This window comes from Flavobacteriales bacterium, from assembly GCA_030584065.1.
Taxonomy (GTDB): domain Bacteria; phylum Bacteroidota; class Bacteroidia; order Flavobacteriales_F; family PHOS-HE28; genus PHOS-HE28.
Genome location: CP129489.1, coordinates 1,788,492 through 1,815,234, shown reverse-complemented (window position 1 = coordinate 1,815,234; position 26,743 = coordinate 1,788,492). Strand labels below are relative to the sequence as shown.

Here is a 26,743-nt window from a genome sequence, read left to right as displayed (position 1 = left end):
CTATGCGGTCTTAGAGCCCATTGAGGGCACGGAGGTGGAGGACGGTAAGTGCGAGCTCGTAACGCACGCGCAGGTGCTCGGCGTTGAGTTGAAAGGCCTGCTCGATGCCTTGAGTGAATTGGAAGTAGTCGGCTTCGCCCGCGCGATAGGCACGCAGGGCATCGTCGCGCAGGGTAGCACCCAGCGCGGCACCGGTGCTTTCATAGAAGGCGAGGCTCTCGCGCAATTGAGTGAGCTGCGCCTGCGTGGTGGCGCGCTCGCTGCTGCGCTGTCGGCGTGCGGCTTCCAGTTCCTGCGCGGCGATCTCGCTGCGCAAACGTGCCGCCGAGGTGCGACCGCCCTGGCCGCTGCCGGGCAGGGGGATCGAAGCACCGATGAGGAAGCCCGAAAAGGGCGACGTGCCATCGAAGGTCTGGTAGAAGCCGCCGCCCTGCAGGCTGGGTGCCCATTGGCTGCGTTGCAGTTTCCATTCGGCCTCGGCCACCTGCGTGCGCTGCTGCAAGGAGAGCAGGAGCGGGTCGTTGCCGCCGCCGGGATCCGGCGCTCGTGCGGTGTTGAGCAATTCCTCGGGCACCGGCACGGCACCACTGAGCGGGCCCGTCCAGCGTTCTACTTCCACCTGGTAGGCCACCAGATCAGCCTGTGCCTGGCGCAAGCGCACCTTCACCTGCTCGGCGCGGCTTTGCGCACTGGTGCTTTCCAAGCGGCCGGTCTCACCGAGCTCGAAGCGCTGCAGCGCGAAGGCCGCCATGGATGCGTACGCGCTGTCCAGCTGTTGCAGGATACGCACCTGTTCAAGGCCCATGGCCCATTGCAGGTAGGCCCCTCCCGCGCTCTCCTTCACGTAGGCCGCCGTGTTCAGCTTTTCGTTCTCCGCAAGGTGCAGGCTTTCCTTCAGGTAGGCCGCGCGTCGGGCAATGGTGGTGGGAAATGCGAACCCGGTATTGGCTTCCAGGATAATGTCCTTGGGATACGGCCCCTGGGTCTGGCCATGGGAGAATTGCGCGTTGAGCGGCTGCAGCCCGAAGGCCGTGCCACGCAGGGCATCCTGTTCCTGCACACGCAGTTCCGCAGCGGTCATGCTCGGATGGGTGCGCAAGGCGCGTGCGATCGCCGTGTCCATCGGCATCGGTTCCTGTGCGCTGCTGGTGCCGCCGATCATGATCAACAGCACGGTCGCGACGATCAGCGGTGCGTTCGCCTTGCCGCCATTGGCATCGTTGCGCCTCCTGCCTCCGCCCATGAAGAGCAGGTAAAGCACCGGCAGCACCATGAGGGTGAGGGCCGTGGCGGTGATGAGGCCACCGATCACCACCGTGGCCAGGGGGCGTTGCACTTCCGCGCCCGCGTTGCCGCTCAAGGCCATGGGCAGGAAACCGAGCGAGGCCACCGCCGCCGTCATCAGCACGGGACGCAGCCGTGTGCGGGTACCTTTCAACACGCGCTCCTTCAGGTCGCTGATGCCTTCCTTTTCCAGTTGGTCGAAGGTGGCGATGAGGACGATGCCGTTGAGCACCGCCACGCCGAAGAGCGCGATGAAGCCCACGCCCGCGCTGATGCTGAAGGGCATGCCGCGCGCCATGAGCGCAAGCACACCGCCGATGGCGCTCATGGGGATGGCGGTGTAGATCAGCAGGGCGCGCTTCACGCTGTTGAAGGTGAAGAAGAGCAGCAGGAAGATGAGGGCCAGCGCGATGGGCACCGCCAGCATCAGGCGTTTGCTAGCTGCCTGCAGGTTCTCGAAGGTGCCGCCGAAGGTGTAGTAGTAGGCCGCGGGCATTGGCACTTCGGCATCGATGCGGCCTTGGAGCTCTTCCACGAAGCTTTCCACGTCACGGCCACGGATGTTCACGCCCACGGCGATGCGGCGCTTGGCATCCTCCCGGCTGATCTGGGCCGGGCCGGGTGTCAAGGACACATCGGCCACCTGCTGCAACTGGATCTGTCCGCCACCGGGCAGCGCCACGAAGAGGGTGCGCACATCGTCGATGCTCTGCCGCTGTTGGTCACCGAGGCGCACCACCAGATCGAAGCGGCGCTCGTTCTCGTAGATGACGCCGGTGGCCTCGCCCGCGAAGGCCGTGCGCACGGTGCGGTTCAGTTCGCGGATGTTGAGGCCGTACTGCGCTACCCGTGCACGATCGTAGGTGATGGTGATCTGTGGCAGGCCCACCACCTTTTCCACCTGCGGTTCACCCGCACCTTGCACTTCGCCGATGATCGCCGCCACCTTGTTCGCGATCACCGCGAGGGTGTCCATGTTCTCACCGTAGATCTTCACGGCCACGTCCTGCCGTATGCCGGTCATCAATTCGTTGAAGCGCATCTGGATGGGTTGGGTGGCTTCGTAGAACACGCCGGGTACCTGCCTCAAGGCTTGCAGCATGGTGTCCTGCAAAGCCTCGCGGTCGTGCGCGGTGGTCCATTCGTCCTTGTCCTTCAAGATGATCATGAGGTCCGTGGCTTCGGGGGGCATGGGGTCCGTGGGGATCTCGGCGCTGCCGGTGCGTCCCACCACCTGCTTCACCTCCGGGAATTGCAGCAGGATCTTCTCCACCTTGGCGTTGTTGGCGATGCTCTGGCTGAGCGATGCGCCCTGCGGCAGGATGCTGTGGAAGGCGAAGTCGCCCTCTTCCAAGGTGGGAATGAACTCGCCGCCCATGCGTGCGAACAGGAAGACCGAGCTGATGAAGAGCGCCACGGCCACACCCACGGTCTTGATCCGGTTGCGCAAGGCGAAGCCGATGATGGGATCGTACCACTTCTGGAAACGGTCCATCATGCGGTCGCTGAAGTTGGGTTTGTGCGCCGTGTTGCGCGGCAGCACCAGCGCGCTCATCATGGGCACATAGGTGAGCGAGAGCAACAGGGCACCCAGGATGGCGAAGCTGACGGTGATGGCCATGGGGCGGAACATCTTGCCCTCGATGCCCACCAGTGTGAGGATGGGGATGTACACGATCAGGATGATGATCTCGCCGAAGGCCGCGCTCGTCCGGATCTTGCTGGCGCTCACGAAAACCTCGCGGTCCATCTCCTCGCGGGTAAGGATCCTTCCCTTGAAGCGCGCATGCAGGTGGTGCAGGGTGGCCTCCACGATGATCACGGCGCCGTCCACGATCAATCCGAAATCGATGGCACCAAGCGACATCAAATTGCCGCTGACGCCGAAGGCGTTCATGAGGATGATGGCGAAGAGCATGCACAGTGGGATCACCGAGGCCACGATGAGGCCCGCGCGCCAATTTCCTAGAAAGAGCACCAGCACGAAGATCACGATCAACGCGCCCTCGATCAGGTTCGTCTTCACCGTGCCGATGGCCCGCCCCACCAGTTCGCTGCGCACCAGATAGGGTTCGATCATCAGCCCTTCCGGCAGGGCCTTCTGCACGTTCGGTATGCGCGCTTCAATAGCCTTCACCACTTCGGCGCTGTTGCCACCCTTCAGCATCATCACCGTGCCGCCCACCGCTTCGCCTTCGCCATTGCGGGTGAGCGCACCGTAGCGCGGGGCCGCACCGAAGCCCACCTCGGCCACATCGCCCACCAGGAGCGGCACACCGCCGGGCGGGATCTTCACCACCACCTTGCGGATGTCGTCCAGCGTGCGCAGCAGTCCTTCGCCCCGGATGCTGTAGCTGTTGGGCCGTTTCTCGATGTAGGCGCCGCCGGTGTTCTCGTTGTTGCTCTCCAACGCGAGCAGTAGCTCACCGATGGTGACGCCCATGCTTTGCAAGCGCTTGGGGTCCACGCTCACCTCGTACTGCTTCACCTCGCCGCCGTAGCTGTTCACCTCGGCCACACCGGGTGTGCCCAACAGCTGCCGCACTACGATCCATTCCTGGATGGTGCGCAGCTCGCTGGGGCTGAAGGTGCCCTCGTACCCTTCCTTGGGGTGCAGCACGTATTGGTACACCTCGCCCAACCCGGTGCTTACCGGGGCCATGGTCGGTGTGCCCACCCCGGGCGGTATCAGTGCGGCGGCCTCGCCCAGGCGCTGGTCCACCAAGGTGCGGGCGAAGTACACGTCCACGTCCTCATCGAATACGATGGTCACAAGACTTAGCCCGAAGCGGCTGATGGAGCGGATCTCCACCAGATCGGGCAGGCTGGCCATGGCCCGCTCGATGGGCGCGGTAACGAACTGTTCCACCTCCTGCGCGGCCAGCGTAGGCGTGGTGGTGATCACCTGCACCTGGTTGTTGGTGATGTCGGGTACCGCATCGATCGGCAATTGCGTGAGCGAGTACGCCCCGTAAAGCACCAGCACGAGCGTGAACAGCCCGATGATGGCCTTGTTGTGGATGGAGAACTTGATGATCCGGTCGATCATGGGAAATGACTTCGAGATGGAACGAAATGGAATGCGTTCGCGGGAACGCGGACAAGCCCGATCCGCTCAGGCGGAACAGGCAGGAACTACCGCACGTGGCGGCAACTCAGGCTTTGGGCGGGTTCCACACGTTGCCCGAGAACGCACCCGAAGCGATGGGAAGTTCAGCGGCACCCAAGGTGGCGGTGAGCGGAACAAGCGAGATCAGCGCGGCTTGTGGTTCAGTGGACAAGGCCACCGTGCCGCTGCATGCGCAGAACTCGCCATGGCAATCACAATCGAAGGGCATGTGGTCGTGGCCGGTACCGTGCTCATGGTCCGAGCCTTCCTCGTCATGGTGGCCCAGATCGCTGTGGTGCTCCAGCATATGAAGTACCACTTGCGGCACTCGCACCCACTCGCGCATATCCATGGCGCTATAGCCATAAAGGGCAAGGGTTAGGAGGAAGAGGAGGCGGCGCATTGGGACAAAAGTACACGTTCAACGTGGTACAATGGATCTGCGTGAGCGGGCGAAGCGGCAGCCCGGCGCTGGAAGGGCCTTGCAACCACGAGCAGCGAGGAGGCCGACGAAGGAGGACCCCGCAGCGCCGTGGATGCTGGCCCTGACAAGTCCGGCTAAAGCGAAGCACGCGACCCCGAGGCTTTTGCGAGGGGGCACGCCCAACCCTTCGACAAGCTCAGGGCGGGCATAACCACCAGGCGCAGAACAACGATCTTCAGCACCGAGCCTGCCTACCGGACAGGCAGGTTCGCGTTGCGCTTGATGGGCGATGTGCAGCAATACTTCATCGACAAGAAGGTCCGCAACTTCTACAGCGTCAGCATCAGCGGCTACCACATCGCGGAGGCCGGCGCCAACCCCATCAGCCAGCTTGCCTTCACCTTGGCCAACGGCTTCACCTACGTGGAGTACTACCTGAGCCGGGGCATGGACATCAACGCCTTCGCGCCCAACCTGAGCTTCTTCTTCAGCAACGGCATGGACCCCGAGTACGCCGTGATGGGCCGCGTGGCGCGCCGCCGGGGTGCCTCGGAGTTCGCCGGGCAGATGCCATGAGTGACGATCGTTCGGCCAGACGAGGCGCGACGAAGAGAGGCTACCCATAGGTAGCTGACTGAGGAAGCAACGAAGTATGGGCGAATGAGCGGCGCTCACCCGAAGGGCAGCGGCTACACCGCAGTGGCGCTGCTCGGTGGACTTCGTGGCACCCAACGGGCCAAGGCGCTCAAGCACCGCTACGGCGCCGACGAGCGCAGCCAGATGCTGAAGTACCACATCCAGACCAGCGGCCGCAGCCTCCACGCGCAGGAGATCGACTTCAACGACATCCGCACCACGTTGCAGGCGCTCTACGCCATCTACGACAACTGCAACAGCCTGCACACCAACGCCTACGACGAGGCCATCACCACCCCGGCTCGGAGGCCGGGGCAGGCTCAGGCACCGAGGAAAGCGTGCGCCGCGCCATGGCCACAGGGTACCACGCCGTGCCCCGAACGGATGCCACGGGCGATGATCGTTCGGCCAGGCAAGGCGCGAGGAAGGGAGGCTACCACGAGGTAGCCGACCGACGAGCAACGCAGCATGGCCGGACGAGCGCGCCCGCCCGAAGGGGCCGCCGAAGGCGGATGGCGCCGGAACGGGGTGCGGTGTGGTACCCAAGAGCTCATCATCAACAAGGAGCTCGGCCTGGCCAAGAACGAGAACCCGCTGCAAGGCAGCTTCATCATCGAAGAGCTCACCGACCTGGTGGAGGAGGCCGTCTTGGCCGAGTTCGATCGCATCACCGAGCGCGGCGGCGTGCTGGGCGCCATGGAGACCATGTACCAGCGCAGCCGCATCCAGGAGGAAAGCCTCTACTACGAAACGTTGAAGCACACCGGCGAATACCCCATCATCGGCGTGAACACCTTCCTCAGCAGCAAGGGCTCGCCCACCATCCTGCCCAAGGAGGTGATCCGCGCCACCGAGGAGGAGAAGGAGGCGCAGATCGCCACCGTCGAGAACTTGAAGCAGGCATACTCGGCAGAGGCGGCCAAGGCGATCAAGGATCTTCAGCAGGCGGCGATCAGGAACCAGAATATGTTCGCGGTGCTGATGGAGGCGACGAAGTATTGTTCGCTGGGGCAGCTCACCGCCGCTATGTTTGAGGTCGGTGGACAGTACCGACGTAATATGTGATGAGGCGTATGCTGAGCAGCGCGAAGTCCCGCCGTTATGACCGTTGCCGAGGAACGAGGCGTACGGGCATACGAGCGGGATTCGAGGTGGGTGGGCAGTACAGAAGGAACATGTAAGGCCGGGCATCGCTTATCTTTGGGTCATGTCATTCGACCGCGGATTCCGTATCGATCTCACCCCCGACCAGGTGGTGGAGCTGGCCAAGCAATTGCCTGAGAAAAAGAAGGCGGCCCTGGTCAAGGCCTTGGAGCGGGAACGCGCGCTCGACCGGCTGGAGGAACTCATGTCCAAGCTCAAGGGCGTGGACATCGATGAAGAGACCATCCGCAAGGAGGTGGATATCGTAAGGGCCCAACGTTATGCCGCCGCCAAAAAGGAAGCGAGCCGCGCTGCGCGTCGTCGTTGACGTCAACGTGCTCATCAGCTTCCTGATCGGCAAGCGGCTGGGAGGCTTCGTGGCTGCCTTGCGCCACAGCGACTTCGTTCTGCTGGTGAGCCCCCAACTACTGGCCGAGCTGCTGGATGTGGCCGCACGAGCGAGGTTCCGCAAGCATTTCCCTGTAGAGTTCGCCCATCAACTGATCCTCGCCCTGGCGGAAGCTGGGGAATCCGTGGAGGTGCGGTCCACCGGCCAGGCTCCCCTCTCCCGCGACCCCAAGGATGACTATCTGCTGCTGATGGCGAAGAAGGGGAAGGCTGATCTGCTGATCACCGGCGATGACGACCTGCTCTCGATGCGGAGCTATGGACACACACGGATACTGAGCGCGCGGAACTTCACGGACGAGTTCTTGAAATGATCATCGGCGTCAACTGCTCCGTGCTGATGAAGGCGACGACGGACTGCTCGCTGGGGCAGTTGACGCAAGCGATCCGCTAAGGCGGGACAGGTTGTTCGAGGTAGGTGGTCAGAACCGGAGGAACATGTGACCGGACCCGCTCCGGGCTTATCTTCGTGTCATGGCCAAGGCGCACAACTACATCCAGCTATCCTCCCTCCCGGAGGATGTTCGCCAGCAGGTGCTCGACTTCATCGAGTTCCTGATGCGTCGCCGGCAGGGCAATGAGCCGCAGGAGAAGCGCAAGACGCCGGTGCCCGGCTTGGCCAAGGGCATGGTGACGGTGCCGGACGACTTCGATGCACCCTTGGATGACTTCAAGGAGTACATGGAATGAAGCTGCTGCTCGATACGTACATCGTTACCGTGGATGCGCACGTCCGGGTCTACGTTGTGCCCTTGATCGACTTGTGATGACCACCATGCTAAGCAGCGCGAAGTCCCGCCGTAGCGACCGTGGCCGAGGTACGAGGCCTACGGATGCCGGAGCGGGATTCGCGGTGCTGATGGAGGCGACGAAGTACTGCTCGCTAGGGCGGTTGACGCAAGCGATGTTCGAGGTGGGGGGGCAGTACCGGAGGAATATGTAACGATAAGTGAAACAAAGCCATGACGCGAGCAGAGAAGGAGCGCAGACTTGAGCAGAAGCCACGATGCTACGTGTGCGACGGCTTGGGCTTACCACATTCAAACTTCGACGGATATGCACATTTCGGAGATATCCAGTTCGATCATTGGCTAGCCCAAGGATTAGTCGGAGATCGTCAAGCAGACCTTGTTGCCAATCAATACCCTGTTCATGCAGCAAGGGATGGAGTTTCCTGTTTTGAAGATGGATATGATACTGCCGCAAGAAGGAACTGTCACAAGGGGAAGGGCAATAAGTACACTGGACAGGAATGGATTGAGTATATTAAAATACATCGCAAAGCCTCCAATACAAGATTCTCAGACGACCTTCTTCCGGGGAGATCACCTGATGCTGCAGAGTACAAGGCGCATATTGTATGGGATGATCAACGACATATAGCCACCTTTCAAGACAGGGAGTATCCTGTCATGCATCAATAGTTCACCAATAAAAGATGGACTTCATTTTCAACTGTTGTTCCTCCAGCCCTGCTATGGGTAGACAGGCAAGTACAGACACGCGCAGCGGATGTTCGCAAGGTCATCAACCTAGCATGGCACCTGAGATCTAATCCATTGCTTTCGCCTATTCTATGCCGATACTCGGATGGTCAGTTAAAAGTATTTGATGGCAATCATCGATTGTGCGCTTACCTCATCGCTCGGCCCAATCAACCAGTTCCAGTTACTGTGTTTAAAGGGCCAAATCATGAGGATTTTCTAGAAGTTGTTGCAAATGCACATGATGAATTCACACAGAATAAGTACCAGTATACACATAAGGCATTAAAGTACTCTGCAATTAGCGAAGATGAACTCACAAACGCGCAGCGCCGCTTTGGCGCCGAGGCTAGTGAGTCTCTTGCATGGGAGGGTATTAGTCGGTCGGAAGCCAAGCTCCGTATAATTGGAAGAGTAACCTCACAGCTTGACGAGCTTGGACACTATCGTGAAAATTGGAGAAACCACGGACTTACGGACCAATCTTGGAATGTGTTCGTAGAGGCGTTCATCAATTCTCTTCCTGCTGATGCACCATTTCAATCTGAGGGTTACTTAAGGGATGCTGAAATTAAGAATATGGATAAACTCTGCCAGATTTTCGAGGAGGAGCTTTTCGGTTATATGGAGAATGATACACATCTTCAGCATTCAGTGAAAACTAAGTGGTGGAAACAATGCATAAAGAGGTTTAACAAAGGATTAGAATTTGTGATTGTTCATGCAATGAGTTTACCTAGCACACCGCCAGGTTGCGCCTATTCCCCAGAATGGACCGAAACAGTGCTGAATAGTATAAGGAACGGGGTCATTAATTGGCGACTATCTCCTGTTTGGAGAGGACCAACTGCAGCGAACAATGAGAGAGAAGTCGATAACCAACTAGACTCAGCTCAGTTCAAGGAAATGGTATTGTTCCGAAACCCTACTTCGCGGTAGACATCTGGATGTATTCTTCAATGCGGTTAATGGTATGGGAAACACGCCTATCGGTTAGGTCATGTTCCTGTAAGCTCCCCCTGATCAGGCGCGCGAATTCCTAAAGATCACCACTTCTGTTGATCTGTGGTGATCATCCTGTTGGAATGTGGGGAAGTCCGCGCGTGAGCCTGCGTAGTGGGCAGGGAGTTGTCCACATTTCAACAGGAACTCGCGCGGGGTCAGGTCCAGGAGTGCATCATGGGGCCGCTCGTTGTTGTAGCTCCAGATGAACTCGATGGTCAGCTGGCGAAGCTGTTCGAGGTTCTCGAACAGGTAGGCGTCCAGCACTTCTTCCCGGTAGGTGCGATTGAATCGCTCGATCAGGCCGTTCTGCATGGGACGCCCCTTCTCGATGAACGTAAGTGCGATGCCGTTGCGTTCCGCCCACAATTCCATCTCCTGGGCGATGAACTCAGGGCCATTGTCCACTCGCAGCCGCTCTGGCTTGCCACGCCACTCGATCAACTTGTCCAGTTCACGCGTCACGTACTGGGCGCGGATAGAGGTGTCGATCGTGATGTTCAGTGCCTCGCGGCCGAAGTCGTCAATGACGTTGAACGTGCGCAGCTTGTTGCCGTTCAGCAGCCGGTCGGCCATGAAGTCCATGCTCCAAGTGATGTTCGGGCCGATCGGCAAACACAGTGGCTCTTTCACCCGGTCCGGAACGCGCTTCTTCGTAGGTCGACGCAGGTTGAGCCCTGCTGTGGTGTACAGCCGGTGTAGGCGCTTGTGGTTCACCACACGGCCGTCCTTGCGTACACGAGTGTACACCTTCCAAAAGCCCCAGGTCGGTTTCTTGGTCACCCAGTGGTTCATGTGTTCGATCACGTCGATATCGTCCTTCGGCTTGGGCTCGTAGCGATACACGCTCTGGCTCAAGCATAGCAGCTTGCAGACCCGCCGAACACTGCGCTTGCACTGCGTTACAAGCCAGTGTGCCATCTCACGCTTCTCGGCGAGCCCTAGGGCTTTTTTCCCAGGATCTCCTTGAGGATGTCACGGTCCAGGATCGTGTCGGCCAGCTTGAGCTTCAGCTTGGTATTCTCCTCGCGCAATGCCCGTAGCTCCTTGAGCTCGCTTGCGCCCATGCCACCATACTTGGCCTTCCACTGGTAGAACGTCGGCTGGCTTACTCTGTGCTCCCGGCAGATGTCCGCCACTTTGCGGCCCTGCTCATGCTCGCGCAGCATCCCTACGATCTGCGCTTCCGTCCATTTACTCTTCTTCATTGCTCCAAAGTTCAGGTGGGTTGTGGGTTTCTACTATCCCACGCACCTGATCTTGGGGGAGCTTACATTCCCAAATCCTTAGCACGCGCCATCCCATGGCTAGAAGCTCACGATTCACCTTGCGGTCCCGGGCCTTGTTGGCGTCCAGCTTCGCGGACCAAAACGCGCTGTTGCCCTTGTAAGCTTCCCCTGTTTTCGGGCCGATCATAACTAGAGGCTCCTGGGGCATAGGTTTAGGATCGGATGGGCGCTGGCGGCCGGTAGCCAAGCGCCTTGTGTGGGCGGTGATGGTTGTAATCGGTCATCCACTCATCGGCCTTCTCGCGCACCTCGTCCAAGGTACGGAACACGTAGGCGCTGAGCAGTTCACGACGGATGCTGCCGTTGAGGCGTTCGATGTAGGCGTTCTGGGTGGGCTTGCCTGGCTGGATGTAGGTCAAGGTAATGCCGTGTTCGCGGCACCAGTGGTCGAGCTTGGCGCTGATGAACTCCGGGCCGTTGTCCACGCGGATCATCTTGGGCAGCGGACGCACTGCTTTGATGCGTTCCAGCACGCGTATCACGCGCAGTGCGGGCAGTGAGGTGTCCACCTCGATCGCGAGCACCTCCCTGTTGTAGTCGTCGATCACATTTAGCAAGCGGTAGGTCCGGCCGTCCCAGAGGCTGTCATGCATGAAGTCGATGCTGTAGACCTGGTCCGGACCAGCAGGACGGAACAGCGCCTGCTTCACCCGTGCAGGCAGCCGTTTCTTGGCCCTGCGACGAATGTTGAGGCCCAGACCGGTGTAGACCCGATACACCCGCTTGAAGTTCCACAGGTGACCCATCAAGCGCATCCGATGATGGCTTTGCCACACCCCGATGGCCGGGTGCTTCTGGGTGAGCTGTTCCAAGACCTGGATAATGGGCGTGTCATCCGCTGGGGTCTTGCAGTACTGCGCGGTGCTGCGCGCCAAGCCCACGCTGCCGCAGGCTTGGCGCTCGGAGATGCTGTGCTCCTGTATCATCGCCTGAACGATCTCGCGCTTCTCGTCAGGCGCCCCACTTCTTTTCCACCACCTGCTTCAAGGCATCATGCACCATGCTCAGCTCGGTGTACATGCGCTTCAGGCGGCTGAGCTCCTCCTGCAGGTCACGCAGCTGCTTGACCTGGTTGGGCTCCATGCCGCCATACTTGGCCTTCCATTGGTAGAACGTGGCGTTGCTGATCCCGTGCTCGCGGCACAGGTCGGCCACCTTCGAGCCAGCCTCGTGACGCTTGAGGATGGCGATGACCTGATGCTCGGTGAACTTGCTCTTTCTCATGGCTACGTGTGGTTGAATGTAGCCCCTGGCCGGCCGAAGCGATCCTTGGCCCCGCGGGGCCAAGGATCACTTCACCTCCAGCAATGAATGGCCGAACTTCGGGGAAGCTTACACCCTTGGGCCGGGTGCCATGCTTGGGGCAGCCATGCCAGAAGCAGCCATCCACGAAGACGGCGAACTTCAGCTTGGGGAAGGCAAAGTCTGGTTTCCCTGTAATGGGATAGTGTCTGCGCCAGCCGGTGATGCCGCTGGCCCGAAATAGCTTGGCTAGGGCGACCTCTGTGGCTTTGTTGCCCTTGCCCCGGATCTTCGACATCACCTCCGAGCGCTTGGCCTTGGTGAAGACGTCGTGTCGCTTGGCCATCACGCTTGCTTGCTACGCACCAAGTCAATAAAGCCGGCAACGCTCAGAAGTTTGGAGCGCTGGGCATCCGTGTAAGTGGCTTGTATCGAACTAGGTATCACCAATTGCACACGTTCGCTGGCCATCTGATCGGTCTGGTTCTCTGAGATCCCAGGCTGCAGCGTGCATAGGTGCTTGGTGGCGATTCGCGAAGCTTCCGGAAGGATCTGACGCCAACGGTCCTTCGCGCTGGACTTCACACCAAGCATGAGAAGCAGCGACTCGTCGAAGGATGCGTTGTGATACTCAGCCTCGCCAGGAAAGATGAAATCGGGCTTGTTGCCACCCTCGGTTTTCGCCTGAGCCTTGAACTGAACCTTGTGGAGCGTAAACACTTCGGCCAAGTGATGCTGCAAGGCATGCCCCATGCGCGACTTGCGGCGGTTCTGAACCGTAAGCGAGTACTGGATGAAGTCATCCACCTCCTTGAAGCCTTGCTGGATGCGCTTGCTAATGATCACCTCCTCCAGAGCGCGGAAGAGCTGTTCTTCACGATCAAGCCACGCGACCAAGGCAGCATCGGCGTCCCCAACATCCGAACCGACCTGCTCACGCGCGAAGGCTGACATGACAGCGGTTGAAGGGAACTTCTCACCGAAGCGCTCAATGACCAAGTCCTTGTCGTTACCGGCAACAGGCAACTGGACGTCGAGCTCAAGCTCTTCGATGACTTGTCGCCGAAAAAGCGCGAGGTCGCTCTTGGCTATTGCTTCACTTGACAGAAGACTGATCTGCTCCCCTGTGGAACTAATGCCGAACAGGAGAAGCGCCGCGCGTAAACGAGCTGAGCCTCGCTGAAATACAAGTGCATGCACCTTGCCTGCCGCGCGAACAATGATCAACTCATCGCCTGGTGCACACTTCGCAAGGAACTCACCGGAGTAATAGAAACGCCACTCAGAGCGCCCCGTCCTTTCGGCGGACTTGGCCCTCGCATCATAGAAACTGAAACGCCCTTCCTGCTCTTCAACCTCCTTATCATCGGCGAAGTAGTGCCAATGCAATGGTCCTTCGACCTTTTCGCTGGTCTGGAAGAACTCGCGAAGCGCTGATACACCATTCAATTCATGCTGGTTCGACCCCATTCCGGGAAGGTCGACCTGCACAAGGCGCTTGTGCGCTACGGCATCAAAGACGTCTGCAAGGGACTGGCTCATGCAAGGGCAAGATCAGCCTTGCGCTTCTGCTTTGCGCCTGGCTTGATCGCCCCCGAAAGATCGTTAAGATCTTGTTCAACTACAGCCTTCGCTCCGACTTTGGAAGCCTTGGCCTTGGTGTAAGTGGTGCTTGGCTCGGCCGCATGGGAAGCCATCAGCTTGTGTTGCTCACTGGTTAGGCCCAAGGCCTTGGTCACCTGCTCAGCGATCGCCGTAACAACAGGGACCACGACCGAGTTGCCGAACTGGCGATAGGCTTGCGTATCGCTCACCACGATCTCGAAGTCCTCATAGCCCATGAGCAAGGCACATTCATCAGGAGTGAGTCGACGCGGATTACGCCCCCGGCCTTGGTTGATCAGGATCTCCGAACCATCCTTGTGGTAGCGTGCGCTCAATGTGCGCGCTGTGTCATCCGGCCCCACAAGACCGAAGCCGAAGCCATTGCCCGCAGCCTTGTGCTTGGCGGCGTAGTTCTGGAGGTAGGCCCACAGATGGTCGGTCAACGTGTACTTCTCAGGCACACGGGGTTGAAGTATCGTATGCAGCTTGGGGCCTTCGCTTGGAGGCGTAGGCCACTTGAACCGCTCTGCCGCAGCGGCATCGCAGAAGCCAACGATGAAGATGCGCTCCCGGTGTTGCGGCACGTAAGGCTTGGCATCGATGATGCGGGGCTCCACGACATGATAACCGAGCTTGTTCCGCAGGATGTCCATGATCACCTTGTAGGTATTCCCGCGATCATGGCTCTTCAGGTTCTTCACGTTCTCCAACACGAAGGCCGCCGGACGGTGGTGGTCCAGGATCTCCGCGATGTTGAAGAATAGGTTGCCTTGCCGCTCATCCTCAAAGCCGTGCTTGCGCCCGAGGCTGTTCTTTTTAGACACACCTGCAATGCTGAAGGGCTGGCAAGGGAAGCCCGCGCAAAGGACCTCATGCTTAGGGATGTCCTTCACAGGCACCTTGGTGATGTCACCGATGGGAGTAAGGCCGTGATTCGCGGCGTAGGAGATCTGGGCGTACTTGTCCCAGTCTGATGCGAACACACATTCGCCACCCTGCTTGGAGAAAGCGATGTGGAAGCCACCGATGCCACAGAACAGGTCGATGAAGCGGAATGACCCTTGACCGTAGGGCACCATTGGCTCTCCAACCACCGCAACGCGCTCATCCTTCTTCCCTGAGTAGCGCTTGATGGCCATGGGGGCCTTGCTCTCTTTCGACTCCTTGCTCTTCGATGCGGCTTGCCTCCTCAACGGCGCCTTGCGCTTGAGCGGCTTTGCGGTCTTCTTCATGCCTCGTTCTTCGTTGTAAAGTTTCGGACCAGGATGAACATGGAGGTCGGCTCAGAGGAAAGAAATATCAACGGCAGACCCTGGGAATCGCTCAGCCCTTCATCCGCTCCATGAACCCGGCATGTTGCACCTCAGCGCAATAGAGTTCATCCTCGCTAAGCAGGCCCAGTTCATACCTAGTCCATGCTTCGGCAGCCAAGGGTGCAAGCACCACCGGCCAGCCACTTTGCTGATAGCGGGGCACGACAAGTCGCGGATCGATGGACCTGTACTCCTCGGGACCATCAAAGCCCGTGATGAGCTGGGTGCCGTGGTCGGTGGCATCATCAGGATGCAACCCGCCATACAGATAGAACACAGCTGACCATGCCTGCTTGAACGCGTCATGCGAAAGCTGCTGCACGGGTTGACCAAGTGTCGGGAGCAGCATGCCCAGGGCCTCCTGCTCGCTGTGTGGAATGGGGTTCGAGGTGACGCTCATGATTGACGGATTTTTCAACAGTACTTCGACAGCATTATAGGAACACATTGCGGCGGGTCCAAGTCTTGTTGAAAACTTGGAACGGCATCGTCAAGCACCACCCGCAAACCATGGTCGCGCGAGGAGCTGCTGATCCTCCTGAACCTGTACGAGAAGATCCCCTTTGGGAAGTTCGACCAGGGCAACCCCGTGCTGATCGATGTGGCCCAGCGGATGGAGCGCACGCCGGGCAGCGTGGCCATGAAGCTCAGCAACCTGGCCTCCTTGGACGAGCGATTGGCCGCGCGGGGCATCAGGGGCTTGTCCGGCGCCAGTGCGCTGGACCGTCAGGTGTGGGCGGAGTTCCACGCCCAGCACGAGGCCTTGGCCCCTGAGAGCGAGGCGCTCTTGGCCCAGCTGATGACCGGCGATCCCGATGCGCCGGTCGTGGTACAACCGGATGGCAAAGTGCTCCGTATGCCCGAAGGCCCCACCGAAAGCACCGCCTCGGTGAAGGTGCGCCGGGGCCAGCGCTACTTCCGCCAAGCCGTGCTCAACGCTTACAACGGTCGGTGCGCGGTGACCGGACTCGGCATCCGCGATCTGCTCGTGGCCTCGCACTACTTGTCCCGCTTCGCGGGATCGTGCCGTGGAACGTGGCCGAGCAGCACCGTCTTGATCCACAGAACGGCATCGCTCTCAACGCCCTCCACGACAAGGCCTTTGACCGCGGGCTGATCACCTTCGATACCGAGCTACGGCTCGTATGCGCCCCTTCGCTCCGCGCCTGCCTGCCGTAGCTTTAGCGGAGGCATGGACCACTTCGCCGAGGCGACCGTGGGCCAGAGCTTCAAGGCCTACGAACCCGCCTTCGCTGAAGCTGCGGCGGACAACGGGCAAGCCACTGGCCATTCCGGCGGAGGCCGCCGGCCAGAAAGCGGAGTATCCGCCTCCGCCAGGCTACGGCGGACAAGGCCTGGAGTGGCTCCGGTCGCGTTCGCCGCAGCTTCAGCGAAGGCGAAGGGAGGTGTTCGGGAAGTAAGACCCGCCACTATCTTGTCCGAACCCCGATCGACGGGAAGGTCGTCATGAAGAAGGACCAGATCCAGGAGTTGTTCGCACGTTTCGAGGCGGCGAGCGGTGAGGTGAACGGTGTGGAGTGCTGGAGCGCGCGGGAGCTGCAGGTCGTGCTCGGCTATACCAAGTGGAGCAATTTCTCCACGGTCATCGACAAGGCGAAAGAGGCCTGTGCAGCCGCTGGGGAAGCGGTCTCCGACCATTTTGCCGGGATCGGCAAAATGGTCACCCTTGGCTCCGGAAGCGAGCGCATGATCGAGGACATCGCCCTCACGCGGTACGCCTGCTACCTCATCGCTCAGAACGGTGATCCGGCCAAGCCCGCCATTGCCTTCGCACAGACCTACTTCGCCGTGCAGACGCGCAAGCAGGAGGTGATCGAGCAGCGCCTGCTCGACGTGGCCCGCGTGACAGCCCGGGAGAAGTTGATGAAGAGTGAGAAGAAGTTGAGCGGCATCATCTACGAACGTGGCGTGGACCACGCGGGCTTCGCGGTGATCCGCTGCAAGGGTGACCAAGCGCTCTTCGGCGGCGCGAGCACCAACGACATGAAACGCAAGCTGGGCGCACCCGACGCACGTCCGCTGGCCGACTTCCTTTCCACCCTGGCGATCAAGGCGAAGGATTTCGCCACGGAGATGACGAGCCACAACGTATTGGAGAAGGACCTGCGCGGTACGAAGTCGATCGGTGACGAGCATGTGGCCAGCAACAAGGCTGTTCGGAGCAGTATGCTCCAGCGTGGCATCAAGCCGGAGCAGCTCCCGCCGGGAGAGGATGTGAAGAAGGTCGAACGACGCTTGAAGAGCGAGGCCAAGCAGGTGAAGCAGGGTACGAAGCGGTTGAAGCCGAAACGATAGCGAGCGCGCACCATGTTCACCTTCTACCCGTGCGGGCCCTTCGTTATCCTATTCGCCTGCGCGTTCAAACTCGCCAGCGCCCAGCGCCTCGTGGTGCTCGTCCACGATGAGCAGGGCAAGCCGCTCCCCGGTGCCCACATCACCCTGCGCGATGTGCGCGACCGCGGTGTAAAGCCCTCAGAGAAGAAGGACGGCGTATTCACCTTCGAGCAGGTGCCGGAGGGCTACGACGCGCTACAGGTGAAGGCCACCGGCAAGCTTTTGAACGGCTGCCAGTGGTATGGGTCCATGCCTGACACGGTGCGGATGACGATGCGCACGGGGCCGTATCACCTGATCGATGAAGGGTATCGTCAACCCCGGCTGGTCTTCGATGAGCGCCGCTTGGAAGTGGACTGCCACCCTGGCGTTCGCACCGACAGCCTACGACCTTGGTTCGCGGAACAGGGTCTGGTGTGTGAGCCCCATACCTGTACCTATCTGCGGCTCAAGCGCGGCGGCAAGTTCAAGCTGCATCACAATGCCGAGCTGGAAGCGGTGCGCAAGAACCCGACGGTGAAAGCGGCTGGCCTCTATGCCGAGCACCAGAAGCGCGATCTCCATGAATGGGTGGGCGTTACGCCGCACGCGGGGCTCAGCATGACCCAGCAGCACCCCTTCACGGGCATCGTGCGCATCACTTTCTACGCGGGCGGCATGGAGCGTTCAGGCGCATTCGGCTACATGATGGAGGTCAACCGGATCCTCGATACGTTCGGCTTCCGGTTGACGGAGACCACTTCCGGCTACGCGGACGAAGCGATGCTCTCGGAGGCGGTCAGCGATGGTGTGGAAGCGAAGCCGGTCTCCGGCCTGGCGGGTCCATTCCTGATCGGGCAGCTGGAGCAGCTGGCGCGTCACCCGGCCGTGGCCAAGGTGGAGCTGGTGGTGCCGATGATGCTCGATTGAGGGGCTTGCGCTTACCAGTCTGGGATCCCCATCTACGCCCAAGGCGGCAGCGAATGGACGCGTCATCTCCGTATTTCGCATTCGATGCAATGCACGCACTGTTCGCGTCATCCGTTGCTTTTAACCACGATCCTGCTGACCACCCACGCCCAACCCTGCAACTGCACTTCCACCTTCGCGTGGATGGTGCGCACGTTCGAAGAGAACGATGCGCGCTTCCAGCTCGTGGTGGGCCGCAAAGGCCAGGCCGCCTATGCCGAGCACGCAGGCCCTCCGCTCGCGTGGACAGCAGTGCCTTGCACGCCGCCACAGGACGGCTCAACCGGTCGGCACAATCCTGCTGAGTGGGTATTGCGAAGGCATCATGGCAAGGGGAGCTTTCGGTCGCTTTCTAGAACCAATACCCAATGCCATGAGAACGAACAGAAGGCCTTACCTGCTCCTCATCGGGGTCATCGCGGCCGCAGTGGCATGCCGCAAGGAGGAAACGGCAGTTCCAACCAGTGCACCCATCGATGCACCGGTGGATGCTACGGATTGGACCGGTCACGAACCGGAGGTCACCGACGCAGCCAAGCACCTCGCGCCGCCCGTGCAGACGGGCACGTGGAAGGTGCTGCGCCTCTTCTCGCGCCGGGTGCAGCAGCCTGCTGCGCTGATGCCGTGGATCCGCATCCAAGGCGGTGAGCTGACGGGATTCACAGGCTGCAATCAGATCAACGGGTCGGTGCGCGCCAGCGGGGAGGCCATCCAGTTCAGCGACGTCAGCGCCACCCACAAGCTCTGCCCCGGCACGGCTGAGCAGGAGGCGGACCTGGTGGAAGCGCTTCAAGCGACGACGGGCATCCAAGTGGCGGGCAGCCGGCTCTTCCTCCGCAGCCCGCGCGGCGAAACAGCCATGCTCATCCGCCTCTCCGATTCGCCACGCTTCCTTTCTACGGAGGCGTTCTGACTGCCGGAGCATGCTCGTCGGCCATGGCGCAGGGCTTTCCATCGGAGGGCCCTGCGCCCCTTTCAAGCATACCGTGGCCGGTGCTGTCAGCAGCCCGGGAGGCGCCGCCTCATCGCCGTGCATGCCGGTGCGCCATCTCCAGCGCCTGGCGGAAGGTGCGCGCATCGAGCCGATCGAGCCGGGCCAAGGTGGCGCCGTGAGCGCCCCACTTGCCGGGGTAGGGCTCAAAGGCAGGGGAGAGGTCCAATGCGGCGGCCTGCAGTTCCTGGTCGAGCATCAGCACGGCGAAGCCCTCCTCGATCCACAGCGTCATGAAGGTGCGGCCGGCCTTGCCGCCGGGCTTGCGCGGCGCGATGCGGTAGGCGGCCTTGCCGAAGTGCGCATACTCCTCGCCGCCGAGACCGGCAAGGGCGAGGTGGCGGGCGTCGGCGATGCTCATGGGGGAGGCGAAGCTAGACGGCCTCCCGCGGCAGCGGCATTCCTGAGCCAGCAGCACACCCTCCGATTTTTTTCCGGCGCTGTGAAACCCCCGTTCAGCGGCTGCCGTTCAACCACCTGTCCAAGTAGTTCAAAGGTCAGTCTGAAGAGTCACGTCGCCCCTGTCCCGCTTGCGGGATGGGGGCTTCGTGCTTCCGGGAAGCCGCACTTGAAAGCCGCGGCTGCACCGTGATGCATTGCGGCATTGTCCGGGCCACTATATTTGCGCCCCCTGCCAGCAGGGGCACTCACCGGAGTGGCGGAATTGGTAGACGCGCACGTTTCAGGGGCGTGTGACCGTAAGGTTGTAAGGGTTCGAGTCCCTTCTCCGGTACAGCAAGGGCGGCCCACCGGGCCGCCCTTCGAGTTTGAAGGCGACGCAAAGCAGCATAACCATGGCCGACAAGCGGTTCAGGACGCGCAAGCAGTGGAACAACACCCTGCTGGTGCTGGGCATGGCGCCGTTCCTGCTCCTCGTGGCGGCCAGCTACGGGTTCTCCTCAGGCCGGCTCTACTGGATCGGCATCGCGGCCGGCGTGGTGGCGGTGCTGACGGCCCTGGCCGTGCTGCGCGACCGTGGACGCAGGGCTTCGTACGTGATCCGCGATGGCCGGCTGATGCTGAGCCGGGGCCGCCACCAGCGCACCATCGCCCCGCAGGACATCGTGGATGCCAGCCTCATCGAGCGCTCCGCCTGCCGCGACTACGTGCGCAAGAAGGCCGCGGTGCGGGTGGAGGACCGCGGCGGCTCGCGTCGCGCCGCCGAGCGGGCCTACCTGCGCTTCTGCACCATCGACATCGGCCTGAGCTCCTACACCCTGGGGCTGGGCCGGCAGATGATCGACCGCATGCCCAGCGCGCGGGCCGACCTGCTGCTGCTGCGTACGCGCGATGGCGATGACGTGGTGCTGTCGCCGGAGTACAACCAGGACATGCTCGAGCACATCAGCCGGGTGAAACGGGCGGTGGAAGCGGGGCGCTGAGCGCGGAGGCTGCGCCCGACCGGCGCGCCATGGCCCCATCCCAAGTTGGAGCAAGGCTCCCGCGGCTGATCAGTTGTAGCGCACGCGCTGCCCGATGGCGAGCACGGAGCGCTCGCGGATGCCGTTCATCCGGCACAGGGCGCTCACCGAGGTACCGTACCGGCGGGCGATGGCCGAGAGCGTGTCGCCGCGGCGCACCACATGGTACCGGCGCGCGCCGGCCGCCGCCTTGGCCGCTGCCATGGCGGAGAAGGTGTCCTTATTGATCTCGAAGGTCCGCGCCTTGAGCGTGCCGTTCTCCACATCGAAGATGAGTGCGGGGTCGATGGGCTGGTCCAGGAAGCGCACCTCGAAGTGGAGGTGGCTGCCGTAGCTGCGGCCGGTGTTGCCGCCAAGGCCCAGTGTATCGCCTGCTGCGATGACCTGTCCGGGCTGCACCAGTCGCTTGCTCAGGTGGGCATAGAGCGTCTCCAGCCCGTTATGGTGGCGCACCACCACCACATGGCCGAAGGTCTTGTTGTACTTGGAGATGCGCACCATGCCGGGGAAGGCGCACACCACGGGGTCACCCTTCTGCAGCTTCAGGTCGAGCCCGTAGTGCATGCGGCCCTTGCGGGGGCCGAAGGGGGAGGTGAGATGCCCGGGACAGGGAAGGGCATGGTCGTCGTCGCGTACGCTCAGGTGCAGGCACAGCGTGTCGTGCGTGAAGCGGGAGGTATTGCCGCGGTCGAAGATGGCCTCGGTGTTCCAGTGGCAGTACATGTCGTAGCCGGGAATCACCGAGAGGGAGTCGTTCACATCGTTCAGGATGCCCAGAGCACGGGCGGCACGGCTGATTTCCACCGTGGCGTCCTCCGCTTCGTCGGCCGGCACCAGCTCGTCGTAGATGTCCACGCCATCGGGTCCGCCGTATCCGCTGGTGTCCACCTGGGCGCGCAGCGGTGCGCTGATCAGCGCACCGGCGAGGAGGGTGAGGAGAGCGTTGAGCCGCATGGTGGCGGGCAAAACTATCCGCGGAGTCGAAGGAGCCAAGTGGGGGTTGCCTCTTCTGTCCACAAGTGGCGCCGATAAGTCGACGGATTTCGCGGACACCGCGACGGATGCGGGTTCTGAGGGGGACGAGCCGCCTGTTAATTGACGTTAACGGGCGGGGCTGCACTCCTTGGGGCTCAAGCAGACGGGGTCGGGCGTTGGGCGGCGCGTTATCAACAGCGGGCCGCCGCCGGAAGCCCCGGGATACCTTCGCCTCCACGGATGAAGCGGCTCGTAGAACCCGCCGATCTGGCCAAGGCCAGCCACATGCGCCCGGGCGACCCGCGCATCGCACTGCTCACCGAGGTGAGCGGACTGAAACGCTTGGAGCGCATCTACGCCAGTGCCGCGCACCTGCACGACCTGGATTTCTGCGCCGCCATCTTCCGCGAGCTGGAGCTGGAGATCGAGGTGCCCGAGCAGGACCTGGAGCAGGTGCCCAAGGATGGGGGCCTGGTGGTGGTGGCCAACCATCCCTATGGCGCCATCGACGGGCTGGCGCTGGTGCATGTGCTGGGGCGCGTGCGGCCCGATCTGAAAGTGATGGCCAATTTCCTGCTGCAGCAGCTGGCCCCTTTGCGCGACCGTTTCATCGGTGTCAACCCCTTCGAGCAGCTCGGCTCGCTGAGCAGCTTCCAAGGCATGCGCCAGGCCATGGAGCACGTGAAGCAGGGCCACGCCTTGGGCGTGTTCCCGGCCGGTGAGGTGAGCAGCTGGCGCACCGAGGTGAAGGCCGTGGCCGACACACGGTGGAAGACCCCCGCGATCAAGCTGCTGCAGCGCGCCCAGGTGCCTGCAGTGCCCGTATGGTTCGATGGCGCCAACAGCCTGGTGTTCCAGATGCTGGGCATGATCCACCCCAACCTGCGCACGCTGGCGCTGCCCACCGAGATGCTGCGCATGCGCGGCCGCACCGTGCGCATGCGCATCGGCAAGCCCATCGCACCCAAGGATATCGCCGCCTTCAGCAGCGCCGAGCAGCTGGCCCGCTTCCTGCGGGCCAAGACCTACGCCCTGGGCAGCGGCCTCACCGTGCGCCGCGAGCTCTTCAGCCCGCTGCGTTTCCCCAGCCGCCCCAAGGAGGTGGTGGAAGCCGGCGCCTCCGCAACGCTGGCCCGCGAGGTGGCGGGGCTGGAGGACCTCAAGCTCAACAGCCAGGCGGAGTTCGACCTCTACCTGGCCCCCAGCCACCGCATCCCGCAGCTCCTGCGCGAGATCGGCCGCCTGCGCGAGCTCACCTTCCGCGCCGTGGGCGAGGGCACCAACAAGGCCATCGACCTCGACGAGTTCGACCTCTACTACGACCACCTCTTCCTCTGGGACCGCGCCAACGGCCGGTTGGCGGGCGCCTACCGCATCGGCGACGGCCGACGCATCATGGCGCGCTACGGCAAGCGCGGCTTCTACACCAGCACGCTCTTCCGCATGGACCGTCCCATGGAGCGGGTGCTGCGGCGCAGCTTCGAGCTGGGCCGCTCCTTCATCGCCCAGGAGTACCAGCGCCAGCGGCTGCCGCTCTTCATGCTCTGGCGCGGCCTGCTGCTGCACATCATCGCCAATCCCGAGCAGCACTACCTCATCGGCCCCGTCTCCATCAGCGGCACCTACAGCCGCTTCTCGCGCGCCCTCATCATGGAGTTCGTGCGCCAGAACCACTATGATGTGGACCTGGCAAGGCATGTGCACCCGCGCAACCGCTTCCGGGTGAAGCCCGACAAGGCCGATAGCGAGGCCCTGGTGCAGGCCAGCATGGCCGACCTCAAGAAGATGGACCGCCTCATCGCCGAGGTGGACCCCCACGAGACGGCGATGCCCGTGCTCCTCAAGAAGTACCTGCTCCTCAATGCCCGCATCATCGGATTCAACCGCGACCCGCGCTTCAACGATGCGCTCGACGGGCTGATGGTGCTGGACCTGAACAAGCTGCCCGAGCGGACCGTGGAGGACCTGAAGAAGGGGATGGAGGGCTGAGTGCGGCCGTCTACGCCGGCTGGCATGGCTCCGGTTCCGCGTCAGGCACCTTGCGCGGGGAAGGCGCTGCGGCTGAGGTGAGCGCGGAGGGCGGTACATGCGCATGGCCGCGCGGATGCGTGTAGAGCGACCATGCACCGCCGGCATACTCCAATGCGCTGAGGTGCTCGATCCAGTCGCCGCTGTTCATGTATCGGACGCTGCCGCGGTCGGTGGCGATGGTGCGCAGCTGCGGCTGGTGGATGTGGCCGCACACCACGTAGTCGAATCCCTCGTGGATGGCCACCTCGGCGGCGGTCTCCTCGAAGTCGCTGATGTAGGCCACGGCGCGCTTCACGCTGCGTTTGATGCGGGCACTGAAGCTCATGCGCGGCCGTCCGAGGAGGGTGAGCATGCGGTTCACCAGGTCGTTGATGCGGATGAGCAGGTCGTAGCCGATGCCGCCGAGCTTGGCGATCCACCTGGCGTGGCGGGTGCTGGCGTCGAAGATGTCGCCGTGGAAGAACCAGTAGCGCTCGCCATCGAGCGTCAGTTCCAGGCGGTCCACCAAACGCAGGTTGCCCAGGCGCACCGGGCTGTAGCGGCGCAGCGCCTCATCGTGGTTGCCGGTGATGTAGTACACCGGCACGCGCGACGCCAGCTTCATCAGGCGCTTCAGCACCTTCATGTGCGCTGCGGGGAAGTAGCTCTTCTTGAACTGCCAGATGTCGACGATGTCGCCGTTCAGGATCACCAGGCGTGGCTTCACCTCGCGCAGGTACGCGAGCAGCTCCTCGGCACGGCTGCCGTAGGTGCCCAGGTGGAGGTCGGAAAGGACGAGGACGTCGATGGGTCGTTTCATCCCCCGCGAAGCTCCCCAGGCCATGTGGCCGCAAGGTGAATCATGCGTTACGTCTCAGCGGTCCGCGAACACCCCCTGTTGATGGCCACCTTTGCGGCATGATCGGGACCACCTTGGTGCTGGGCGCGAGCGAGAAGCCCCACCGCTATGCGCACATGGCTGTGCAACGTCTGGCGGCGGCCGGCCATCCCGTGCTGGCCGTGGGCCGCCGGCCGGGGCGCATCGGCGCGGTGCCCATCCTCACCGAACTGCCAGCCGATGCGCGGGTGGATACCGTGACGCTCTATCTCGCGCCCATGAACCTGGAGCCGTGGCGGGCGCGGATCATGGCGCTGGGGCCGCGGCGCGTGATCTTCAACCCCGGCACGGAGGATGCCGCCTTTGCGCGCGCGCTGCGGCGCCAAGGCATCGAAGCGGTGGAGGCCTGTACGCTGGTGATGCTGGCCACGGGCCAGTACTGAGCGGCACGGCAGAGCCTACTCCAGGCCCAGCAGGCGCTTGGGGTACTCGTGCCAGACCAAGGTGCCCAGGTCCCGCCCGGTGCCCTGCCAGCCGTCGGCCACGAAATCGATGCGCACCAGCGCGCAGGTGGGCAGGTCGCCAAGATCCTCGCTGCTGAAGTATTCCACGGCCGCCGAGAAGCCGGGATTGTGGCCGAAGAGCATCACGCGCTGGGCGCTGTCGGGCAGCGCGGCCACCACGCGGCCGATGGTGGGCACATCGGCATGGTAGAGCCGCGGCTCCAGCACGAAGCGTTCGCCGGCGATGCCCAGCTCGCGAGCGAAGGCCTTGGCGGTGGCCAGCGCGCGCGCGGCGTCGCTGCTCACGATAAGGTCGAGCGGCTCGCCCCGCCCGCGGAAGTGGTGCGCCATGGCTGGCGCATCGCGCAGGCCGCGCTCGTTGAGCGGGCGCGCATGGTCGGACTGGCCGGGGTCGGCCCAGCTGCTCTTGGCGTGGCGGCAGAGGTAGAGCGTGCGCATGCAGCCAAGTTAGCGTAGCGCGCAAGATGCAGGCCATATCAATCGAGCCCATGGGGCGCCATCACCGGATGGGCGCGGAGGGCAGCCTTGTGCAACGAGCCTCCCGAATGGCAGAGCAGCAGGCCGCCGTGCGGGCCTTCAAGCACCGATGACCTATGCGGCGCTACACCGACACCCCTTTCAGGCCGTCGAGGAGGCTGGCCAGCAGGGCGTTGGCATCGGTGGTGATGGGCAGCTCGATCTGCACATGGCGGGCATCGCTGAACTGCTGGCCGTTGCGGAAGCCCTTGCTGATGTTGAGGAAGAGCGACCGGGGGTACTCGCCGGTGAAGTGGAGCTGCACCAGGTTGCCGCCAGCCATGCGCAGCACGTAGCGCGGGTAGTGGCTTCGGCCGTCGCCGGTCCACTCGGTGTCCTCCTCCAGCACGCTGCCCTGCTCGCGCAGGTCGGCCGCCCAGTGGTCCATCACGTAGTAGAGCGTGTCCTCCACGAAGATCGCGGGGTCGCGCGGGAGCTGTTGCTGGAAGGGGTCCACCGGGGCCAGGAGGCGCGTGCGCGTGTGGCGCAGGGCGGTGGTGAGGTCGTCGATCTGTGCGCTGAAAGTCATCTCGTTCTCGCCTTCGTTCGTGGGGGCAATGTATCCCGTGCAGGCTTCGTGGGGCCGTATGGGCGCCTTTCGTTTTGCACGATCGATCCCACGATCGGCACGCGCGACGAGAATGATTACCGTCAGTGCGGGAGCGGGGACCACGCTTTCCATTTGCACCGTGGCCGCAAGGCCCTGCAAGAGCAGGCAGTCCGATGGTGCGGCATGGCGGATAGGAAGGGAGGTCCTTGCCATGCATGATTCCTGTCGGCTTCCTTCGGGGGCCCTTCCGCAAGGAGGGGCCCTCGGTATTGCAGCCTCATGCGCTGCTTGGCGCACCTGCGCTTCAGCATCATCATCCGGCGACCGTCGGGTGCGCTTGCGCAGGGCCTGTCTTCAGAACGGTCCCTGGTGCTTATTCCGGAACCACCAGGTGCCGCATCGTTCGGTGTGCAATAACAGCCAGTGCATGTCAAGTGTTGCAGTGAGGTTCTTCAGCACGGAGAAAGGGTTTGATCTCATCCCCGGATGAAGGCGGCAAGGACCTCTTCGTTCACAAGACCGGCACCCGTGCGCCCCGCCGCGCAGGCGACATGGTCACCCACGGAGTGGAACAGGGTCCGAAGGGGCCCAATGCGGTGAACGTGCAGTACGCCTGATCGGCCACATCCGTCCGTTCACGGAGCTCTCCGCCCGGCGTGGGGCGCTGCCTTTCGGG

General features: G+C 62.3%; 22 protein-coding genes, 1 tRNA gene and 5 pseudogenes. 16 read left to right on the top strand and 12 right to left on the bottom strand.

What is annotated here, in order from left to right:
* Positions 1-10 precede the first annotated feature (10 nt).
* Both QY325_07945 and QY325_07940 read right to left on the bottom strand, forming a co-directional pair.
* On the bottom strand, positions 11-4,333 hold the full coding sequence (locus QY325_07945) for a CusA/CzcA family heavy metal efflux RND transporter (protein ID WKZ67847.1): 4,323 nt from the start codon (positions 4,331-4,333) through the stop codon (positions 11-13).
* Between the two features lie 106 nt (positions 4,334-4,439).
* Positions 4,440-4,796, bottom strand: a complete 357-nt coding sequence (locus QY325_07940; protein ID WKZ67846.1) for a hypothetical protein — start codon at positions 4,794-4,796, stop codon at positions 4,440-4,442.
* A gap of 288 nt (positions 4,797-5,084) precedes the next feature.
* Here QY325_07940 and QY325_07935 point away from each other — a divergent pair.
* The 7 genes and pseudogenes from QY325_07935 (at position 5,085) to QY325_07905 (ending at position 9,427) form a co-directional block, all read left to right on the top strand.
* A pseudogene (locus tag QY325_07935) lies at positions 5,085-5,357 on the top strand (methylmalonyl-CoA mutase family protein).
* A 195-nt stretch (positions 5,358-5,552) separates the two neighbouring features.
* A pseudogene (locus QY325_07930) lies at positions 5,553-5,809 on the top strand (methylmalonyl-CoA mutase family protein).
* A 190-nt stretch (positions 5,810-5,999) separates the two neighbouring features.
* Positions 6,000-6,518, top strand: a pseudogene (locus QY325_07925) (methylmalonyl-CoA mutase family protein).
* Between the two features lie 142 nt (positions 6,519-6,660).
* On the top strand, positions 6,661-6,924 hold the full coding sequence (locus QY325_07920) for a hypothetical protein (protein ID WKZ67845.1): 264 nt from the start codon (positions 6,661-6,663) through the stop codon (positions 6,922-6,924).
* Between the two features lie 7 nt (positions 6,925-6,931).
* Entirely contained in the window at positions 6,932-7,318 is a 387-nt protein-coding gene (locus QY325_07915) for a putative toxin-antitoxin system toxin component, PIN family (protein ID WKZ67844.1), read from the top strand.
* A 160-nt stretch (positions 7,319-7,478) separates the two neighbouring features.
* Positions 7,479-7,694, top strand: a complete 216-nt coding sequence (locus QY325_07910) for a DUF2281 domain-containing protein (protein ID WKZ67843.1) — start codon at positions 7,479-7,481, stop codon at positions 7,692-7,694.
* Positions 7,695-8,476: 782 nt separating this feature from the next.
* A complete protein-coding gene (locus QY325_07905) occupies positions 8,477-9,427 on the top strand; it encodes a ParB N-terminal domain-containing protein (GenBank protein ID WKZ67965.1) in 951 nt (316 codons plus the stop codon).
* 198 nt (positions 9,428-9,625) lie between these two features.
* Here QY325_07905 and QY325_07900 read toward each other — a convergent pair.
* The 5 genes and pseudogenes from QY325_07900 to QY325_07880 all read right to left on the bottom strand — a co-directional run bounded on the left by QY325_07900 (position 9,626) and on the right by QY325_07880 (position 15,339).
* A pseudogene (locus QY325_07900) lies at positions 9,626-10,698 on the bottom strand (IS3 family transposase).
* 233 nt (positions 10,699-10,931) lie between these two features.
* A protein-coding gene (locus QY325_07895; GenBank protein ID WKZ67842.1) for an IS3 family transposase occupies positions 10,932-12,003 on the bottom strand; the annotation gives its coding sequence in 2 pieces (ribosomal slippage) (positions 10,932-11,739 and positions 11,738-12,003; 1,074 coding nt in all).
* Positions 12,004-12,366: 363 nt separating this feature from the next.
* The gene (locus QY325_07890; protein ID WKZ67841.1) at positions 12,367-13,563 is read right to left on the bottom strand and encodes a type II restriction endonuclease; all 1,197 of its coding nucleotides are present in this window, start codon (positions 13,561-13,563) and stop codon (positions 12,367-12,369) included.
* On the bottom strand, positions 13,560-14,765 hold the full coding sequence (dcm, locus tag QY325_07885) for a DNA (cytosine-5-)-methyltransferase (GenBank protein WKZ67840.1): 1,206 nt from the start codon (positions 14,763-14,765) through the stop codon (positions 13,560-13,562). Before dcm ends, QY325_07890 begins: the two co-directional genes overlap by 4 nt.
* A gap of 184 nt (positions 14,766-14,949) precedes the next feature.
* A complete protein-coding gene (locus QY325_07880; protein WKZ67839.1) occupies positions 14,950-15,339 on the bottom strand; it encodes a hypothetical protein in 390 nt (129 codons plus the stop codon).
* 189 nt (positions 15,340-15,528) lie between these two features.
* Between QY325_07880 and QY325_07875 the strand changes: the two genes are divergently transcribed.
* The 4 genes from QY325_07875 to QY325_07860 all read left to right on the top strand — a co-directional run bounded on the left by QY325_07875 (position 15,529) and on the right by QY325_07860 (position 19,155).
* Positions 15,529-16,056, top strand: a complete 528-nt coding sequence (locus QY325_07875) for a hypothetical protein (GenBank protein ID WKZ67838.1) — start codon at positions 15,529-15,531, stop codon at positions 16,054-16,056.
* A gap of 350 nt (positions 16,057-16,406) precedes the next feature.
* The gene (dinD, locus tag QY325_07870; GenBank protein ID WKZ67837.1) at positions 16,407-17,255 is read left to right on the top strand and encodes a DNA damage-inducible protein D; all 849 of its coding nucleotides are present in this window, start codon (positions 16,407-16,409) and stop codon (positions 17,253-17,255) included.
* Positions 17,256-17,267: 12 nt separating this feature from the next.
* Entirely contained in the window at positions 17,268-18,203 is a 936-nt protein-coding gene (locus QY325_07865) for a carboxypeptidase-like regulatory domain-containing protein (protein ID WKZ67836.1), read from the top strand.
* Positions 18,204-18,615: 412 nt separating this feature from the next.
* The gene (locus QY325_07860) at positions 18,616-19,155 is read left to right on the top strand and encodes an META domain-containing protein (protein WKZ67835.1); all 540 of its coding nucleotides are present in this window, start codon (positions 18,616-18,618) and stop codon (positions 19,153-19,155) included.
* 109 nt (positions 19,156-19,264) lie between these two features.
* Here the strand turns inward: QY325_07860 and QY325_07855 are convergent, their stop codons facing one another.
* The gene (locus QY325_07855; GenBank protein WKZ67834.1) at positions 19,265-19,594 is read right to left on the bottom strand and encodes a hypothetical protein; all 330 of its coding nucleotides are present in this window, start codon (positions 19,592-19,594) and stop codon (positions 19,265-19,267) included.
* A 288-nt stretch (positions 19,595-19,882) separates the two neighbouring features.
* Here QY325_07855 and QY325_07850 point away from each other — a divergent pair.
* Both QY325_07850 and QY325_07845 read left to right on the top strand, forming a co-directional pair.
* A tRNA-Leu gene (locus tag QY325_07850) sits at positions 19,883-19,966 on the top strand.
* Positions 19,967-20,027: 61 nt separating this feature from the next.
* Positions 20,028-20,615 (top strand): hypothetical protein, encoded by a 588-nt coding sequence (locus QY325_07845; GenBank protein ID WKZ67833.1) that lies wholly within the window; start codon positions 20,028-20,030, stop codon positions 20,613-20,615.
* Positions 20,616-20,684: 69 nt separating this feature from the next.
* On the opposite strand, the gene QY325_07840 is transcribed toward QY325_07845, so the two are convergent.
* Positions 20,685-21,608: a M23 family metallopeptidase gene (locus tag QY325_07840; GenBank protein ID WKZ67832.1), complete on the bottom strand. Its 924-nt coding sequence runs from the start codon at positions 21,606-21,608 to the stop codon at positions 20,685-20,687.
* Between the two features lie 261 nt (positions 21,609-21,869).
* On the opposite strand from QY325_07840, the gene QY325_07835 reads away from it, so the two are divergent.
* Complete coding sequence (locus tag QY325_07835) at positions 21,870-23,618, top strand: GNAT family N-acyltransferase (protein ID WKZ67831.1); 1,749 nt, start codon at positions 21,870-21,872, stop codon at positions 23,616-23,618.
* Positions 23,619-23,628: 10 nt separating this feature from the next.
* Here QY325_07835 and QY325_07830 read toward each other — a convergent pair whose 3' ends face one another.
* On the bottom strand, positions 23,629-24,459 hold the full coding sequence (locus QY325_07830; protein ID WKZ67830.1) for a UDP-2,3-diacylglucosamine diphosphatase: 831 nt from the start codon (positions 24,457-24,459) through the stop codon (positions 23,629-23,631).
* Between the two features lie 98 nt (positions 24,460-24,557).
* Here QY325_07830 and QY325_07825 point away from each other — a divergent pair, with 98 nt between their 5' ends.
* Positions 24,558-24,920: a CoA-binding protein gene (locus QY325_07825; protein ID WKZ67829.1), complete on the top strand. Its 363-nt coding sequence runs from the start codon at positions 24,558-24,560 to the stop codon at positions 24,918-24,920.
* A 15-nt stretch (positions 24,921-24,935) separates the two neighbouring features.
* On the opposite strand, the gene QY325_07820 is transcribed toward QY325_07825, so the two are convergent.
* Together QY325_07820 and QY325_07815 are read right to left on the bottom strand one after the other, a co-directional pair.
* Positions 24,936-25,439, bottom strand: a complete 504-nt coding sequence (locus QY325_07820) for a histidine phosphatase family protein (protein ID WKZ67828.1) — start codon at positions 25,437-25,439, stop codon at positions 24,936-24,938.
* Positions 25,440-25,602: 163 nt separating this feature from the next.
* Entirely contained in the window at positions 25,603-26,046 is a 444-nt protein-coding gene (locus tag QY325_07815; protein WKZ67827.1) for a hypothetical protein, read from the bottom strand.
* A gap of 448 nt (positions 26,047-26,494) precedes the next feature.
* Here QY325_07815 and QY325_07810 point away from each other — a divergent pair.
* Positions 26,495-26,684 (top strand): annotated as a pseudogene (locus tag QY325_07810) (cold shock domain-containing protein).
* The last annotated feature ends 59 nt before the right edge of the window (positions 26,685-26,743 follow it).